This window comes from Anaerococcus sp. NML200574, assembly GCF_026131665.1.
In the GTDB taxonomy this organism is placed as follows: Bacteria; Bacillota; Clostridia; order Tissierellales; family Peptoniphilaceae; genus Anaerococcus; species Anaerococcus kampingae.
In genome coordinates this window covers 30,037-44,739 of record NZ_JAMXSM010000002.1, presented here as the reverse complement: position 1 = coordinate 44,739, position 14,703 = coordinate 30,037, and the positions used below count along the sequence as shown (strand labels likewise).

The following is a 14,703-nucleotide window of genomic DNA, read 5'->3' as shown; positions in this document are numbered from 1 at the left end:
TTGATATAATTTTAAGTCTAGCATTAAGATAAAAAAAAGAAGCCAAAAATAAATTTAGCTCCTTTAGTAATTATTCTCTTGCTTTTTTTGATGCGTAGGCAAAAACTATGGTATCTGGTCCTGTGTGAGCTCCTATGGTTAGGCTCATTTCATAGAGATTTACCTTAGATATACCTAAGTCTTCTATTTCCTCTTTAATAATTTCTGCTTCTTGCCTATTTGATGAATATGATAGGTAAACTTCATCACAGATATTTGTGTCTATATTTTCTTCAATGTCTTTTAGGACCTTAGCTATAGCTTTTTTTCTACCCCTAACATTCTTATATTGGGTTATCTTTCCATCCTTATCTGTAACTAGGATTGGTGCAATTTTCATAGCTTGACCTATGATTGCCTTACCTTTTGAAAGCCTGCCACCCTTTTGAAGATACATTAGGTCATCAACCACAAATTCTACCCATATATATGGTATTTTCTCCTCAAGGATTTTTTTAATCTCAATCATATCTAGGCCCTTGACCTTTAATTTGTAAGCCATATCTAAAATTAGACTTTCTTGAGTCGAACCTGCAAGAGTATCCACTATTTCTATTCTTCTATCTGGAAATTCTTCTCTTAGGTTTTCACAAGCTATAGAAGCATTTGCAAAAGATGAAGATAAGCCAGATGAAAATCCTACATACAAAATATCCTTGCCTGCTTCAAGTACTCCTCTGAAGTATTCCTCATAGGTTAAAGGATTGGCTGCAACTGTCGTGTGCTTTTTACCTTCTTTAACAAGCTCGTAAAATCTATCTAGGCTAATACTCTCTTTATTTATGCCATATTCAACCCCGTCTAGAACTGTATTTATTGGGATTAAACTAATGTTTTTATCTTTTATTTCTTGCATATCAAAATCTATACAAGAATCTCCTAGTAAACAAAAATCGTTCATATAATACCTCTATCTTTATATAATCAAATTTAGATTCTTGCTATATATTATACCATAATTTGCTTATAAAGATATTATTTGACCTGAAATTATTTATAATATATAGCTTATCTAATTTTTTAGAGGAATTATTATCCTATAGCATTTCTATAAAGGCGGCCATTCTTGTGTTAAGTTGACCCAGATCTTGGGATGAGAAGTCTGTTTCTACGTAGGTATATGGGATATTTTTCTCTTCCTGGACAAATATTTTTATTTTTTCTCTTTCTACATTGTAGGTGTGGCAAGCTACAAGGTCCATTTCCACAACACCATCTGCCTTATATTCATCAATTAATCTGCCTAGAAGTTCAAATCTATTGGTATCAGGGCTCATTACTGAACAACCTATGTCTATGTACCTATCGGCAAGTGATTTTATTAGGTCATCAGCTTCTAAATCTACATTTCTATCGAAATTTTTCTCTCCTGAGCAATTTTCAAAGGATACTATAACTCCCCCATTATCCTCGATGGCCTTGATTACCTTTTCTGTAGCTCCTCCCATTGGACAGCCTGTTACAACAATTCTTGGTTTTTTCTCCCTAGTAGATGGGTCATATTCATCGACTATTCTCTTTGCAAGAGCATTTATTTCATCTGCAAGGCCTTTTTTATCCATCTTAAATTGGGTACCGTAGGTGACATGAAAGAGGTCTAGACCTGACATTGGTGTTGGGTCAAGCTTCATGGTCTGGGCAACATTTTTCTGGGCATCTCTTATGTCATTGCCAAGCTTTATAGCTGATCTTAATTTCTCTTCTGTGATTTTTTCGCCTAGTTTATCTTCCATATAGGTCTTAAATTCTGCTACTTCATCTGCCCAATATCTCTTAGCCTTTTCATCTTGTTTATTTGGTAGGTTCATCATATAGACTGGCTTTATTTCATCCATTAGCTCATACATTTTCTTTTTGCCATCGCAGGTTGTCTCACCTACTATCACATCAGAAAAGTAGAAAAATGGGCACTTATCAGTTTTGGCGAAGCCGTAGGAAGATTTTATAAGCGGGCAGAGATTGGATGGAAGGTCTTTTTCTGCTTCTGGAATGGTCTCATCGCTAGTTGAGCATAGGCCTACCGTTGCTGCACCTGCTGCCCAAGCGATTTCAACTGGAAAATATGTACAATAAGCTCCTACTAGGGGTATATCCTTATCCTTTAGTTCCTTTACACTTAAAAAAGCATTTTTCCTCGCATCAGCAAATTCATCAAATATTTCTGGTAAATCTTTTATTACTTCATTCATCTTTTTTTCTTCTCCTTAGCTAAATATGCTGCTCCAAGAGAGCCAGCAAATTGTCCATTTTCAACATTCTTTACTTCTTTGCCAATTAGATCTGAGAGGACCTCTGCAAAGTAGGATACATTTGAAAGGCCACCCGTTAGGATAAGCTCATCGCTTTCTCCAATTTTGTTATACATCTGCATGACCTTTTGGGCGACAGAGCCTACAATTCCTGCTGCTATATCTTCTTTCTTCCTACCCTCGCCAATAAGGGATGTTATTTCTGTTTCGGCAAAAACCGTACACATAGAAGAAATTGCGATAGGCTCTCCAATCTTGGCTAGGTCAAATAATTCATCTATGCCAAGGCCTAGCTTATTGGCCATGACTTCGATAAATTTGCCAGTTCCGGCAGAGCACTTGTCATTCATTTGAAATTCTGATACCAGCTTATCTTCAATGAGGATGGCCTTGGTGTCTTGGCCACCTACATCTATTACAGCTAGATTATCGCTTCCTGAAAGAACCCTAGCCCCTCTGGCATGACAGGTTATTTCTGTAATTACAAAGTCAGCGTAATCAACACTTACCCTACCATAGCCTGTAGCTGTGACACGAGTCTGATCGCTAGTTACATCTATGCCCCTTTCAAGAAGCCTAGTTTTAATGTCGCCTGCTACTTCCTTAGAGGACCAACCTGTTGGGCTTACAAAATTAAAGGTCTTATCGCCTATGACAGAGACCTTGCTTGCAGTTGAGCCTATGTCTATACCTACATAATTCATTTGACTTCTCCCAGATCATAAATTTTATCAAAAGCGACCATCTTATCTTCTAAAATCTTTTTTATTTGATTTATATCTATCATTTCCGCCTCAAAGGCTAGGCCGCATCCTGCTGATATTTGGTTAGGAATAGGCATAAGCCTTCCCCCAAAATTACCTGCTTTAGCAAAATCCTCCATCATCATGGCATCAGTTGTTGTATCAAATGTTATTACTATCATCTTTTTCTCCTAAAATCTCCTTAAGGGCTAAGATTGCTTGGTCAATCTCTTCTTTCTCATTAAAATATGAAAAGGAAAATCTCACCAGCCCGCAAGAATCAGTCCCCAAGGCCTTGTGACAAAGGGGAGAACAGTGTGCACCAGACCTTGTAGCTATGTCATAGTCATCAGATAAAATTTGAGCTAGCCTATCTGAAGGAATTTTTGACGACCTAAGGGCTACTATCCCAACCCTTTTAGTCAAATCCGCAGCTCCAAATATTTCAATATCTGGGATTTCTTCAAGTCTCTTTGTAAAATATGCAAGTAAGTCAATATCTTTCTCTCTAATATTAGCGAGACCTATTTCATTTATGTAATCTAGACTAGCATTTAAGGATAAGATCCCGTGGCCATTTAAGGTGCCTGCTTCTAGGGCATCTGGCATCTGTGCCGGATGATTTTTATCAAATGATGCAAAGCCAGCACCGCCCACCTTAATAGGTTTTGGAACAAGCCCCTCTCTTATGTATATTCCCCCAATGCCCTGCATGGCAAAAAGTGCCTTATGACCTGTAAAACAAAGGCAATCAATGCCGTATTTTTTAACCTCTATATCAAGAAGGCCCGCACTTTGGGCAGCATCTACGATTAAAAGAAGGCCATGCTTTGAACAAAGCTTAGAAATAAAAGCTAAATCTGTAATATTGCCAGTGACATTTGAAACATGGCTTATGATTATGGCCTTGGTATTAGGCTTAATCATGGCTTCTATCGAATCATAATCAAGTAGGACCTCTTTCCTATCCTTTAAATCGATAAAGGATATTTCTGCTCCTTCAGCCTCCTTAAAATACAAGGGACGGAGGACTGAATTATGGTCAATGACAGATGTTATAACGTGATCTCCCTTGCCAATAAAAGAAGATATAGCAATATTTAAAGCCTCTGTAGCGTTGGATGTGAAGGCAATCCTTCTAGGGTCTTTTATATTAAAGAGCCTTGCAAGTTTTTTCCTAGTATCTAAAACCATATGAAGACTTGCTAGACTTATTTTATTAAAACCCCTGGAAGGATTTCCAATTTTATCAAAATTTTCTATAAGCCTCTCCTTAACAAGGTCTGGTTTTGTAAGACTTGTGGCTGCATTATCTAAATAAATCATATTTTTCCCCTATCTTTCTTTCCTCACTATTATCTAATATATCAGCTTACTTGTCAAACGTTTTACTAGCTTCAAATATTTATATTTCAATTCTTTGATAATGCTTATCAAATTCCTATGGTATTGTTTGCAAGTTCTTTTTCATTTTTAATAAAATTTGGTAAAATATTATAAGGAGGCCTTATGAAAAATTTAGAAGTGTGCGGCGGTTGTAATGCAAAAATTGCCGCTGGTAATTTAGATTCCCTATTAAAGGATATAAATCCATACAGGAGGAATGATATAATAGTTGGCTTTGACAAGAAGGATGATGCAGCTGTTATAGACATTGATGGTAAGACTTGTATAATTCAGACCTTGGACTTTTTCCCTACCATGGTCGAAGATCCATACCTTTTTGGACAAATCGCCGCTGCCAATGCCCTAAGCGATGTCTATGCCATGGGTGGAGAGGTGATTTCTGCCCTAAATATTGTAACCTTCCCTCTGGAAGAGGACTTTGCTATATTAAGAGAAATCCTTCGTGGTGGCAATGATAAGGTTACTGAGGCTAAGGCAAGCCTTACAGGAGGCCATTCTATCCATGATAAGACCATAAAATACGGCCTATCTGTGACAGGCAAGGTAGAAAAATCTAAAATTTGGAAAAATAATACTCCAGAAGATGGCGATGTCATCTTACTTACTAAAAAAATCGGCACAGCCTTAGTCACTGCTAATTATGCCCAGGGCCTTGTAAGTGAAAATGACTTTAAGGCTTGTGTGAGCCAGATGGCAAGGCTTAATAAGTATGCTAGGGATATATTTGTAAATTACCATATCCATGCCGCCACAGATATCACAGGCTTTGGACTTTTGGGCCACCTGTCTGAAATGGCTGGAGATGATTTTTCTATCATCGTAAATAGCAAAAAAGTCCCAATCTTAAGTCCAGCTAAGGACCTTGCAGGAGAATTTCTCTACACTTCAGGGGGACAGAATAACAGATCCTACCTATCAGATAAGGTCGAGTTTATGATTGATGACTTTGCCATGGAAGAAGTCCTCTTTGACCCACAAACTTCAGGAGGCCTTTGTGTGGCAGTCGGAAAAAGTGAGGCTACAAAAATTATAAATGAATTTGAAAAACAAGGTCTAGATTTTTGGCAAATCGGCCAAGTTATGAAGAAAAGATCTTACCCTATAATTGTAAAATAAGGAGATGTTATGAAAAAAATTGATTGTTTAGGAAAAGTTTGCCCAATACCAGTAATAGAAACAAAAAAACTTATTAAGGAAAATCCAGATGAAACATACTTCGAAATCCTTGTAGACAATGAAGTTGCTACGCAAAATCTAGCCAAGATGGCCAAGGAATTAAAAATCGAATCAGCTTGCGAGAAAATCAAGGATGGGGTCTATAAGGTGAGTTTAAAGAAAAACCCTGGAGAATTTTGCGAAATCATGGAGGATGCTCCTATCATGAATACATCATCCTATGTTGTAGCTATATCTGATGATAGGATGGGAAAAGGCGACGAAGAATTTTCTAAGAGCCTCCTTGAAGGCTTTATCTACGCCCTTACAGAACAAGATGTACTTCCAGAAAAGGTGATTTTCTATAATAGGGGTGTCTTTTTGACTAGCGATAATGAAAAAACTATAGAAGATCTCAAAAATCTCGCTGACAAGGGTGTAGAAATCCTTTCTTGCGGTCTTTGCCTAGGCAATTACGAGCTAAAAGAAAAACTAGCTGTAGGCGAAATAACAAACATGTATAAGATTGTAGAAATTTTAAGAAGCCACCACGTAGTTAGCCCATGCTAGGAGAAGAATTTATCCTCTTCTCCTTTGCTAAATTTGAAGACCCAGCCAGAGCCCTTGATAATGTCAAAGATTTCAAAAAGGCAAGGCTCATACCCCTACCTCCAGAAATAGATGCTGGCTGCGGCTTTGCCCTAAGGATTAATAAAGAAGATTTGGATAAGGCTTTAGAAATACTTGAAAAAGATGACTATGACGGGATTTTTCTAATGGGAAAAGATAAAAATGGAAGGAGGCTAATAGAAAAATATGTATTTTGACAATGCAGCAACAAGTCTCCATAAACCAGATGCAGTAAAAGAAAAAATCATCGAAATATTAGAAGCTGAATCTTTTGGCAATCCATCAAGGTCAGGTCATCTTTTATCACAAAATACCATGATGGCAATTTTTGAAAGTAAGAAGTCCTTGGCAAGTCTATGCCATATAGGAAATCCTTCTGATATTCTCTTTAGCCCAAATGCTACCTATGCCCTAAATTTTGCTATCCTTAGCCTTATAAAAAAGGATGACCATGTAATAACGACGACTACAGAGCACAATTCTGTCCTTCGTCCCCTCTACCAAAGTGGTGCTAGCCTATCATTTTTGGACTTTGATGAAAATTTCAATCTAAAATATCAGGACCTTCCAACCTTGCTTAAAAAAAATACAAAATACCTTGTAGTAAATTCGGCATCAAATCTTCTTGGCAATGTCAACGACCTTGATAGGTTATATGACTTTGCAAAAGAAAATGACCTTATAATGATTGTAGACCTAGCCCAGAGTCTAGGCCTTGTTGATATTGATATAGGAAAATATGAAAATTCCATCTTTGCCTTTACCGGCCATAAGTCCCTCTACGGCCTAAGCGGGACTGGTGGTCTTATAAAAAATGGAAGCTTTTCTTTTAAGCAAGTCTTTTCTGGCGGAAGCGGAATAAATTCATTTGCTAAAAGCATGCCAGCTTCCTTCCCGCAAATCTTTGAGCCTGGGACACCAAATTTTGTTGGACAAGTCGCCCTAAAGGCTGGGATAGACTTTATCCTTGACCAAGGAATAGAAAAAATAAATGATAAAACTCTTAGCTTAGCTAAAAGATTTTATAAGGGAATAGAAGATATCAAAAATATAAAATTCTATTCTAAAGAATGGAAATACCTAGAAAGTCCAATCGTATCCTTTAATATAGGAGATATACCATCTGATGAAATAGCTTTGATCCTTGATGAGGACTATAATATCCAGGTAAGACCCGGAGCCCACTGCGGGCCCCTAATCCACAAGCACTTTGGCACAGAAAATCAAGGTATTCTTAGGTTTTCATTTTCATATTTTAACACTAATGATGAAGTGGATACTGCTATAGATGCTATCAAAGAAATCTCTCAAAATATTTTATAAATATCTGGATGAAATTTTAAAATAGGAGTTTATATAATGAATACCCTTAAAATAGAATTTAGTGATGAAGAGATAAAAAGCTTAGAAACTCTTGCAAAACAAGAAAATCTCTCTCTAGCAGCTTGGGCTAGATACACTTTGATTGAAAAAATTAAAGAAGATTTTGATAACGAATTAATAAAGGATTATTTATTAAACAAAGATAAGATGAAATTCTACTCTGGTGACCAAGTGAAACTTGATCTTGGCATATAAAACTAATAGACCCAAATCGGGTCTATTTTCATATCTTATTCTAATTAAATTTCTGGCTTTGGCCAGATTTTTTGTTTTTAATCATCAAGATTTCAGCCATTATGGATATGGCTATCTCTTCTACTGATCCATTGTCTATATCAAGGCCTATTGGGCTGTAGATTTTATTTAAGATCTCCCTATCATATCCCTCTTCTTCTAGGTCTTTGAAGACAGAAATTACCTTAGCTTTTGATCCTATCATTCCTAGATATTTGTATTCCTTATCTAGGATATTTCTTAAAATTTCAGCATCTTGGCTGTGGCCCCTAGTGCAGAGGACTATATAAGTCTTTTCCTTATCGAAGTCTATTTTCTCTATAGCTTCATCAATTGACTCTGCCAAATATTCCTTCATGCCTGCAAAGTCAGGAGAATCTTTGAATTCTTCCCTATCATCTATTACTGTTACTTCAAAATTAGTCTTAGTGGCAATTCTTGCTAGCTTTTGTGATACATGGCCTGCACCGAAGATTATAAGGCGGCTTGATGCCTTAAAATATTTGACAAAGCCACGAGAATTGCCCCCACAAGACATCTTAAGCTCTCCATCTTTTGAAAGATTGTAGTCAAATTCAAAAGATTTGCCATCTTTAAAGCCTTCGAGAGTCCTTCTAATGACATCAGCTTCGATTTTGCCTCCACCTATTGTCCCAAAAGAACTTCCATCAGATAGAACAGCCATAAGGGAATTATCCTCACCTGGGGTTGACCCCTTATTTTCAATAAGAAAGACTAGGCCAGCGTCTTTGCCTTTTTTATTTTCCTCATAGATTATCTCTAAAATTTCAGCTTTCATAGGCCCTTCCTTCTTTTTAATATCAAAAGTCCTTCCAACGCTCCACCACCGATTAGCCTTGCCTTATCTGATATAGTTTTAGCATTTTTAGGTATCACTCTTGGGTCTACATCACCGATTTTCATTCCTTGATAAACTTCTAATCCTTCATTTATCATGCCACGAACCATCCCATCAAGGCCAGCTAGGACATCTTTGCCGGAAACTTCTGCTACGACATCACCCTTTTTTACAACAGAACCCAAATCTTTTATTATGTGGACCTTGCCAGAAGCAGGGGATCTTAGGATTCTTTCTGTAGTAAAGCCATTGATATTACCAGGATTACCTGTATTTGCAGCTGCAGGACCCTCAAAAATGAGCCTACCTAGGTCATGGCCACGATTTGTTTCTATTACTAAATCCACATCACTTCCCGCCTCAAATCCTGGTCCCAGACCTATGGTAATAGATGCCATATCCATATTTGTGCCTAGGTTTTTCTTAGCAAGAATCCCATCAATTATACATAGGGGCCTTAGTTCTTTTATATATTTTCCTTCAGGGTCTACTGCGACAGCTATAAGATTATCTTTAAAGGCCCTCTGGATTTCTTCTATATTTTCACATCTTACAGCCTTTATATCCTCTATTTGGATCTCTCCTTCAAAAATTGCCTGGGCTACCGCCACATTTCTTCTTATACAGGTTGGCCTTTCTATCTCAAGAACCAAAACATCAAAGCCTACCCTATTTAATTTCTGGATAGTCCCTGTGGCGACATCTCCGCCACCCCTTACTATTACTAGATTTTTATTCATGGTCACGCCTTAATTTCTCGTAGGCTTCGATGGTATCTATATCTAGAAGCTCATCTTCTGAACCTATCTCTACCTTATTGATTGGATTGTCTTTGGCAAAAATCATACCACCTTGGTCTTCTTTTAGGCTTAAGAGATTATCCCTAAAGCTTGGTGGGAAAATAACAGGTGCTCCTCTTCTAAGACCGACGACTGGATAAGTCATTTGTGGATTTTCCTTAAAGCTTGCTATTAATTTCTCACAAGTTTCCTTGCTTAGGAGTGGTTGGTCTGCTACAAAAAACATCATCGCAGCATCTTCTTCACACGCATTTACCCCTAATTTAATTGATGAAGACTTGCCAATAGCATTATTATCATTTTCTAGACTAACAAAGCCCCTATTTTTAGCATCTGCTAGGATTTCTTCATAGGATGATGCAACTATGACCTTGTCAAAGTCTAGAGATTCCAAGAGGTCTAGGGTGTGCTCATAAATCTTTTTACCCTTAAAATCTAACATTAGTTTATTTTTGCCCATTCTTTCTGAAAGACCAGATGCCATTAGTATTGCGTTAATTTTCATAAAATTTCCCCTCCTTTACTGATCCATATCTTAGTTTAATATCAGCAAAGTCAAATTCTTTCTTAAATTTTTCTATATTATAATAATCTTCCTTGCTTTCTACTTGATTAAAGAAAAAATATTTCTCCTTTTCAAATCCCTTATAAAAGCCCTTGTCATAAGCTATTAATTTATTAATCATCTTAGAATCTATAATACCTGTCCCTATATTTTTTGAAAAGCCCTGGTAGTTATAAATAAAATCACTACTTGCCAGCTTTCCAATAATTTTAATTGGTAGGATACCTATAACTTTTGTTGTTAGATCATAGATTACAGGTTCATGTGGATACCAAAATTTAAGAGGCAAGTTTCTACAACCATCTGCTTCTATCAAGACATAATCAAAATCACCTACGATTTTCGAAAGATTTTCATAGCCAATACTTGCTAGCTTATCCTTATCAGGGACTTTTTCTCCTAGGCAGATTATTTTGGCATTATTGTCATCAAAATAATCATCAAAGCTTGTAAAAATCCTATCAAAACCTTTTTTAGGCAGGGCGATTTTGGTCGAAGTTGTGACTAGGACCCTTCCCTTTTTTGACAAGCTAAGGGCAAGACTTGCCATAAGACTAGTCTTGCCCCCTGCTCCTGTTATGGAAATTATATCATGCTTTTTTATATCAAATATTTCATTTATTTCATTCATTAAAGTTCTTCTTTGGCTTACTGTAGGCGGTTTCTACCATTGGAAAATCCCTGCGGAGGATGCCATCTAGCTTATAATAGGCTCCTTGAACAGCTGGAGCTATCGGAATTGTCGCAATTTCCCCTACACCCTTAGCACCAAAGGCCCTATCTAGGAGCTCATCATCTGGCTTAGCCACAAAGGTCGTTTCTATTTCAGGTATCATAGGTGCTCTCCATAGGCCAAGATTACCGTATTTGGCCTTAACCTTGGACTTATCTAGTTTGAAATCTTCTGTAAGAGCATAGCCTAGTCCCATGACTATACCACCTTCAAGTTGGCCTTCGATGGCCTTTGGATTGATAACCTTGCCTGCATCTGTCGCAGCCACTACCTTTCTTATTGTTCCATCATCATTTAATATTACCACATTTGTAGAAAAACCGTAGGCTATGTGGCTAACTGGGTTTTCTTTTTCAGAATTTAGTGGGTCTGTTGGATCAAAATATTCGTGGAAGTATTCCTTGCCTTCAAGCTTACTTATATCATCAACCTTATCCAAATCCACCTTGAGCTTTTCGGTAACTTTCTTGATTGCTTCACCAGAAATCAAAGTTTGACGAGATCCTGATGATGTACCAGAATCTGGTGAATTTCCTGAATTTGGATGAATTATATTTACCTGATCAAAGCTTAAACCTAGGACATCTAGGGCCATTTGCTTAAATACTGTTTGAGCTCCTTGCCCAAGGTCACTTGCAGCACAATAAATATTTACCTTGCCATCTTCTATTCTTATCTTTGCCCTACCCTTATCAGGAAGTCCAACACCTACACCGGCGTTTTTCATAGCGCAGGCAATACCAGCCCTGTCAATATTTTCTTCATAGACATCCTTAACAGCCTCTAGAGTTTCTACAAGGGCTGTAGATGAATCTGCGATTTGGCCATTAGGGAGGACTTCTCCAGGTCTTATAGCATTTTTGTAGCGGATTTCCCATGGAGAAATGCCTACTTTTTCTGCTAAGAGATTTATATTACTTTCAAAAGCAAAGTTTGATTGGCAAACTCCAAAGCCCCTGAAGGCACCTGCTGGTGGGTTGTTTGTGTAATAACCATAGCCATCTATCTGAGTATTTTCATAATGGTATGGACCAACTGAGTGGGTACAAGCACGCTCTAAAACAGGTCCACAAAGAGAAGCGTAGGCTCCTGTGTCCATTTTTATTGTTGCTTGCATGGCTAAGAAATTGCCTTCTTCATCACAACCAAGTTTGAATGTTCCAATCATCGGGTGTCTTTTTGGATGGAATTTTAGTGATTCATCACGGCTAAATTTAATTTTTACCCTAATTTGAAATTTGTAGGCAGCAAGGGCTGCAAGGTGTTGGCAGGAAACGTCTTCCTTACCACCAAAACCACCGCCTATAAGTTTATTTTCAACTACCACACGTTCTGGTTGGTCTTCCCAACCAAACATGATTAGAGTTTCTTTTCTGGTATCATAGACAGATTGGTCTGTAGTATAAAGCTTGACCCCATCTCCCATTGGCTCAGCAATTGCACATTCTGGCTCAAGGAAAGCATGTTCTGTAAAAGGTGTGGTATAAGTTTCTTCTACTATATATTTACATTTCTTAAAGGCTTCTTCGGCATTGCCACGGCTTACGTGACGCTCTTGGCAAAGGTTGCCTGTAGGGTGAACAAAAGGAGAATTTGGATCTTCTGCCTCTGCTATAGAAGAAACCGGAGTCAGCTCTTCATATTCAATCTCAACAAGCTTCTTAGCTTCTTCTAAAATCTTGTCATTTTCGGCAACTACTAGACAAATAGCATCTCCCTGGCTTCTCGTAATATCTCCCTCAGCTATAAATACATCCCAATCTTGGAAGATATGTCCTACCTTATTATTTGGTACATCAGCTGCTGTGAGGACGCCATAAACACCAGGAAGGGCTTCTGCCTTACTTGCATCAATTTTTAAAATTCTTGCCCTAGGGTACTTACTCCTGATGGCAGAAGCTACCTTCATATCATCAAAAATCATATCATCGACATATTCGCCGATTCCTAAGACCTTATCATGGGCATCTATTCTTATAAATTCATCCCCAACCTTGACCCTTTCATACTCATCTGTGGTCATTTCAATAGATCCGTTTATAATTTCTGAGGCAAGCTTGATGCCCTCGATTATTTTGACATAACCTGTGCACCTGCAAATATTTTGCTTGATACCTTCTTTTATCTCATCCTTAGTAGGATTAGGATTCTTTCTAATAATAGCTGCCCCACTCATTACCATTCCTGGTATACAAAAACCACATTGAACAGCTCCAGCCTTTGAAAAGGCATGGACAAAGGCTTTTTTTTCAAGGTCTGTTAAGCCTTCTATGGTAAGGATTTCCTGATCTTTGAGTTTAGATAATCTTTGGGTACAGGCAAGTTTTTTGGCATCGCCAACTATGACTGAACAAGTCCCGCAAGCTCCTTGGGAACATCCATCTTTTACAGATGTAATATGTAAATCATCTCTTAAAAATCTCAAAAGGCTCTTATCTTCATAAGTTTCATAAGTATTTCCATTTATCTTCACAAGGAAAGGCTCCACATTCGGGAGTCTTTCGCCAATTAATATATTCGTCATCTAAAATTTCCTCTTTATAAATTTTCCTCGGCCTTTTTCAGCCTTATTTTCATTATCTTCTATGATTATTTCTCCCCTAGAAAGAACTATATTTACTTTTAAATCACTAACAAATCCCTCATAGCTTGTGTAATCACAGTTAGAGTGGCGATTTGCTTGGCTAATAGTGTATTTTTTTTCATCAAAAACAACTATGTCAGCATCCTTTCCAACTTCTAGGCTTCCCTTTTTGTGGCCTAGGCCAAAGATTTTTGCAGGATTAGTGCATAGTAAATCTCTTAGTCTTGTTGTAGAAACGCCTCTTTTAAGCCCTTCTGTTAGAACAACTTCCATCCTCTCTTCAATTCCAGGAATACCACCAGGGGCATTTAGGAAATCATCCTTGTAAGGAAGTTTCTCACTTTCATAGAAGAATGGACAATGATCAGTTGCAACTACATCAACTGTTCCATCTATGATCCCCTCCCAGAGGGCATCTACATCACTTTGCTTCCTAAGTGGTGGAGCACATATATACTTAACAGCCTCACTTGATCCACCCTCTAAATATTTTTCCTCTGTTAGGGTTAAATATTGGGTACAAGTCTCACAGTATAGGTTCTTCACACCTCTTTCCCTTGCCTTTCGGATTTCTCTAAGGCCTAGGGCTGATGAAGTATGAACTATATAAAGTTTTGGAAAGCCAGCAACTTCGCTTAGATAGATAAGCCTATTAATAGCTTCTGCCTCAGCCTCTGCTGGTCTAGTCTTGGCATGGTAGATAGGAGCAAGATTTCCTGCACTTTTTGCCTCTTCTCTAAGCTCTGCAATCATTCCGTCATTTTCGCAATGGACACAGACAACAGTCCCTGTTTCTTTTGCTTTTTGAAGGACCCTTAGCATGTGCTTATCATCAAGCATTCCACCATAGGTTGTATAAATCTTTGTAGAAACGATTCCTTCATTAAAAAGTTTTTCTATTTCATCTAAAATATCATCAGTCACTTCTTGGATAGCTCCGTGGAAGGAATAATCAATTACAGCATTACCCTCAGCCATCTTGTGATATTTTTTAATCTCATCAGAAACAAGGCTTCCCCTAGGACCAAAGGCAATATGGTCAACAATTGAAGTCGTGCCTCCAAAACTAGCAGCTCTTGTGCCCGTATGAAAATCATCAATTGAAATAAACTTGCCAAGATCAAGTGACAGATGGGTATGGACATCCACTCCACCAGGCATAGTTAGCCTTTCCTTGCAATCGATAGTCCTATCGGCGTATCTTTCAATATTTTCAGATATCTCTGAAATCTTTTCATCTTCTATATAGATATCACGAAGAAGAAAATCGTCTTCTCCAATTATTTTCGCATTTTTAAGTAAAATACTCATTAAAACTCCTT

16 protein-coding genes are annotated in these 14,703 nt (G+C 37.6%); 5 read left to right on the top strand and 11 right to left on the bottom strand.

The window, feature by feature from the left end:
* Positions 1-70: 70 nt before the first annotated feature.
* The 5 genes from NH286_RS01180 to NH286_RS01160 form a co-directional block, all read right to left on the bottom strand.
* On the bottom strand, positions 71-940 hold the full coding sequence (locus NH286_RS01180; protein WP_265236252.1) for a DegV family protein: 870 nt from the start codon (positions 938-940) through the stop codon (positions 71-73).
* A gap of 136 nt (positions 941-1,076) precedes the next feature.
* The gene (locus tag NH286_RS01175) at positions 1,077-2,228 is read right to left on the bottom strand and encodes a double-cubane-cluster-containing anaerobic reductase (RefSeq protein WP_265236250.1); all 1,152 of its coding nucleotides are present in this window, start codon (positions 2,226-2,228) and stop codon (positions 1,077-1,079) included.
* Positions 2,225-2,992, bottom strand: coding sequence for an acyl-CoA dehydratase activase (locus NH286_RS01170; RefSeq protein WP_265236248.1), 768 nt, complete (start codon positions 2,990-2,992; stop codon positions 2,225-2,227). Before NH286_RS01170 ends, NH286_RS01175 begins: the two co-directional genes overlap by 4 nt.
* Positions 2,989-3,213 (bottom strand): DUF3343 domain-containing protein, encoded by a 225-nt coding sequence (locus NH286_RS01165; RefSeq protein WP_265236246.1) that lies wholly within the window; start codon positions 3,211-3,213, stop codon positions 2,989-2,991. Before NH286_RS01165 ends, NH286_RS01170 begins: the two co-directional genes overlap by 4 nt.
* Positions 3,194-4,357, bottom strand: coding sequence for an aminotransferase class V-fold PLP-dependent enzyme (locus NH286_RS01160; protein ID WP_265236244.1), 1,164 nt, complete (start codon positions 4,355-4,357; stop codon positions 3,194-3,196). Before NH286_RS01160 ends, NH286_RS01165 begins: the two co-directional genes overlap by 20 nt.
* Before the next feature lie 183 nt (positions 4,358-4,540).
* On the opposite strand from NH286_RS01160, the gene selD reads away from it, so the two are divergent.
* Genes selD through NH286_RS01135 form a run of 5 tightly spaced genes read left to right on the top strand, consistent with a single transcriptional unit; the run spans position 4,541 to position 7,801 of the window.
* Positions 4,541-5,554 (top strand): selenide, water dikinase SelD, encoded by a 1,014-nt coding sequence (gene selD, locus NH286_RS01155; RefSeq protein ID WP_265236242.1) that lies wholly within the window; start codon positions 4,541-4,543, stop codon positions 5,552-5,554.
* Between the two features lie 9 nt (positions 5,555-5,563).
* Positions 5,564-6,163: a sulfurtransferase-like selenium metabolism protein YedF gene (gene yedF / locus NH286_RS01150; protein WP_265236240.1), complete on the top strand. Its 600-nt coding sequence runs from the start codon at positions 5,564-5,566 to the stop codon at positions 6,161-6,163.
* Positions 6,157-6,420 carry a DUF3343 domain-containing protein gene (locus NH286_RS01145; protein WP_265236238.1) on the top strand — a complete coding sequence of 88 codons (264 nt, stop codon included), beginning with the start codon at positions 6,157-6,159 and terminating at the stop codon, positions 6,418-6,420. The genes yedF and NH286_RS01145 overlap by 7 nt, the downstream gene beginning before the upstream one ends.
* Complete coding sequence (locus NH286_RS01140) at positions 6,410-7,546, top strand: aminotransferase class V-fold PLP-dependent enzyme (protein WP_265236236.1); 1,137 nt, start codon at positions 6,410-6,412, stop codon at positions 7,544-7,546. The genes NH286_RS01145 and NH286_RS01140 overlap by 11 nt, the downstream gene beginning before the upstream one ends.
* A gap of 36 nt (positions 7,547-7,582) precedes the next feature.
* Positions 7,583-7,801 (top strand): DUF6290 family protein, encoded by a 219-nt coding sequence (locus NH286_RS01135; protein ID WP_265236233.1) that lies wholly within the window; start codon positions 7,583-7,585, stop codon positions 7,799-7,801.
* A gap of 40 nt (positions 7,802-7,841) precedes the next feature.
* Here NH286_RS01135 and NH286_RS01130 read toward each other — a convergent pair whose 3' ends face one another.
* From NH286_RS01130 to hydA, 6 genes are read right to left on the bottom strand one after another with little or no spacing between them, the layout of a single operon-like run.
* The gene (locus NH286_RS01130) at positions 7,842-8,639 is read right to left on the bottom strand and encodes an XdhC family protein (RefSeq protein ID WP_265236231.1); all 798 of its coding nucleotides are present in this window, start codon (positions 8,637-8,639) and stop codon (positions 7,842-7,844) included.
* A complete protein-coding gene (gene yqeB, locus NH286_RS01125) occupies positions 8,636-9,439 on the bottom strand; it encodes a selenium-dependent molybdenum cofactor biosynthesis protein YqeB (protein WP_265236229.1) in 804 nt (267 codons plus the stop codon). The genes NH286_RS01130 and yqeB overlap by 4 nt, the downstream gene beginning before the upstream one ends.
* Positions 9,432-10,004 carry an NTP transferase domain-containing protein gene (locus tag NH286_RS01120; protein WP_265236227.1) on the bottom strand — a complete coding sequence of 191 codons (573 nt, stop codon included), beginning with the start codon at positions 10,002-10,004 and terminating at the stop codon, positions 9,432-9,434. The genes yqeB and NH286_RS01120 overlap by 8 nt, the downstream gene beginning before the upstream one ends.
* Positions 9,994-10,695, bottom strand: a complete 702-nt coding sequence (gene yqeC, locus NH286_RS01115) for a selenium cofactor biosynthesis protein YqeC (RefSeq protein ID WP_265236223.1) — start codon at positions 10,693-10,695, stop codon at positions 9,994-9,996. Before yqeC ends, NH286_RS01120 begins: the two co-directional genes overlap by 11 nt.
* Positions 10,688-13,321, bottom strand: a complete 2,634-nt coding sequence (gene xdh / locus NH286_RS01110) for a selenium-dependent xanthine dehydrogenase (protein ID WP_265236221.1) — start codon at positions 13,319-13,321, stop codon at positions 10,688-10,690. The genes yqeC and xdh overlap by 8 nt, the downstream gene beginning before the upstream one ends.
* Entirely contained in the window at positions 13,322-14,692 is a 1,371-nt protein-coding gene (gene hydA, locus NH286_RS01105; protein WP_265236219.1) for a dihydropyrimidinase, read from the bottom strand.
* Positions 14,693-14,703: the final 11 nt, after the last annotated feature.

Excerpts from the sequence above, each read along its gene's own strand:
- NH286_RS01180 (WP_265236252.1), bottom strand. The coding sequence starts at position 940 with ATGAACGATTTTTGTTTACTAGGAGATTCTTGTATAGATTTTGATATG.
- NH286_RS01175 (WP_265236250.1), bottom strand. The coding sequence starts at position 2,228 with ATGAATGAAGTAATAAAAGATTTACCAGAAATATTTGATGAATTTGCT.
- NH286_RS01170 (WP_265236248.1), bottom strand. The coding sequence starts at position 2,992 with ATGAATTATGTAGGTATAGACATAGGCTCAACTGCAAGCAAGGTCTCT.
- NH286_RS01165 (WP_265236246.1), bottom strand. The coding sequence starts at position 3,213 with ATGATAGTAATAACATTTGATACAACAACTGATGCCATGATGATGGAG.
- NH286_RS01160 (WP_265236244.1), bottom strand. The coding sequence starts at position 4,357 with ATGATTTATTTAGATAATGCAGCCACAAGTCTTACAAAACCAGACCTT.
- selD (WP_265236242.1), top strand. The coding sequence starts at position 4,541 with ATGAAAAATTTAGAAGTGTGCGGCGGTTGTAATGCAAAAATTGCCGCT.
- yedF (WP_265236240.1), top strand. The coding sequence starts at position 5,564 with ATGAAAAAAATTGATTGTTTAGGAAAAGTTTGCCCAATACCAGTAATA.
- NH286_RS01145 (WP_265236238.1), top strand. The coding sequence starts at position 6,157 with ATGCTAGGAGAAGAATTTATCCTCTTCTCCTTTGCTAAATTTGAAGAC.
- NH286_RS01140 (WP_265236236.1), top strand. The coding sequence starts at position 6,410 with ATGTATTTTGACAATGCAGCAACAAGTCTCCATAAACCAGATGCAGTA.
- NH286_RS01135 (WP_265236233.1), top strand. The coding sequence starts at position 7,583 with ATGAATACCCTTAAAATAGAATTTAGTGATGAAGAGATAAAAAGCTTA.
- NH286_RS01130 (WP_265236231.1), bottom strand. The coding sequence starts at position 8,639 with ATGAAAGCTGAAATTTTAGAGATAATCTATGAGGAAAATAAAAAAGGC.
- yqeB (WP_265236229.1), bottom strand. The coding sequence starts at position 9,439 with ATGAATAAAAATCTAGTAATAGTAAGGGGTGGCGGAGATGTCGCCACA.
- NH286_RS01120 (WP_265236227.1), bottom strand. The coding sequence starts at position 10,004 with ATGAAAATTAACGCAATACTAATGGCATCTGGTCTTTCAGAAAGAATG.
- yqeC (WP_265236223.1), bottom strand. The coding sequence starts at position 10,695 with ATGAATGAAATAAATGAAATATTTGATATAAAAAAGCATGATATAATT.
- xdh (WP_265236221.1), bottom strand. The coding sequence starts at position 13,321 with ATGACGAATATATTAATTGGCGAAAGACTCCCGAATGTGGAGCCTTTC.
- hydA (WP_265236219.1), bottom strand. The coding sequence starts at position 14,692 with ATGAGTATTTTACTTAAAAATGCGAAAATAATTGGAGAAGACGATTTT.